This is a genomic window from Mesorhizobium sp. CA14 (assembly GCF_020165195.1).
Taxonomy (GTDB): domain Bacteria; phylum Pseudomonadota; class Alphaproteobacteria; order Rhizobiales; family Rhizobiaceae; genus Mesorhizobium.
Genome location: NZ_JAIUHR010000063.1, coordinates 1 through 1268 on the forward strand (window position 1 = coordinate 1; position 1268 = coordinate 1268).

At 60.6% G+C, this 1268-nt stretch carries 1 protein-coding gene; it reads right to left on the reverse strand.

Features of this window, described 5'->3' with window-relative positions:
• On the reverse strand, positions 1–1268 hold a 1268-nt coding region (locus tag LB565_RS29755), incomplete at both ends, for a beta strand repeat-containing protein (protein ID WP_411970702.1).

Below are 1268 nucleotides of genomic sequence, written 5' to 3' on the forward strand. Positions count from 1 at the left end.
GTGAAGGCCGCAAGGGTGTTGAGATCAAACGATCCCGACCCGGAGATGCTGAGCGTGTCAGTGCCACTGCCGCCGGTGAGGCGATCGCCACTGTTCAGCGTCGCGCCCGAGCCGATTGTTGCATTTACGGCATTGGAGCCGCCAGTGAAGGCGACCGTGTCATTGCCGGTCCCGAGGATCACAGTGTTGCCGCTGCCGCCGCTCACGGTCAGGTTCTGACCATTTTTCAGGGTCAGGCTTTCACCAATTCCGGTGAGATTGACGTTCTCGAACCCCGTGAAAGTCGCCAGGCTATTGAGGTCAAACGAGCCAGACCCAGAGGTGCTGAGCGTGTCGGTGCCGCTGCCGCCTGTGAGACCATCGCCGGCATTGAGCGTAGCACCCGTGCCGATCGCTGCGTTCACAGCATTGGCACCGCTAAAAAAGGTGATCGTATCGTTTCCGGTCCCGAGCGTGACCGTATTGCCGCTGCCGCCGTTCACAGTCAGGTTCTGACCATTCTTCAGGGTCAGGCTTTTGCCAGCACCTGTCAGCGAGACGTTTTCGAATCCGGTGAAGGTCGCCAGGCTGTTGAGGTCAAATGAGCCCGACCCAGAAATTACGAGTAAGTCGGAAAAGAAGCCGCCTGATAGCTTATCCCCACCGTTGAGAGTTGCGCCCGCGCCGATTGTCGCGTTCACCGTGTTTGTTCCACCAGAAAAGGCAACGGTGTCGATCCCCGTCCCGAGCGTCACCGTGTTGCCGCCACTGCCGCTTACGCTGAGATTCTGACCATTTTTCAGGGTCAGGCTTTCTCCAGTGCCCAGCTTGACGTTCTCGAACGCCGTGAAAGCCGCGAGGCTGTTGAGGTCAAACGATCCCGACCCGGAGATGCTGAGCGTGTCGGTGCCGCTGCCGCCTGTGAGGCGATCTCCGCTGTTGAGCGCCGCGCCCGAGCCGATTGTTGCATTCACGGTATTGGAGCCGCCGGTGAAGGCGACCGTGTCATTTCCGGTCCCGAGCGTCACCGAGTTACCGCTCCCCGCGTTGACGGTCAGGTTCTGACCGTTCTTGAGCGTCAAGCTCTGGGCTGTGCCGGTCAGATTGATGTTTTCGAAACCAGTGAAGGTCGCAAGGGTGTTGAGGTCGAACGATCCCGACCCGGAGATGCTGAGTGTGTCGGTGCCGCTGCCGCCGGTGAGGCGATCGCCGGCGTTCAGCGTCGCGCCCGCGCCGATCGTCGCGTTGACAGTATTGGAGCCGGCGGTGAAGGTCACCGTGTCATTGCC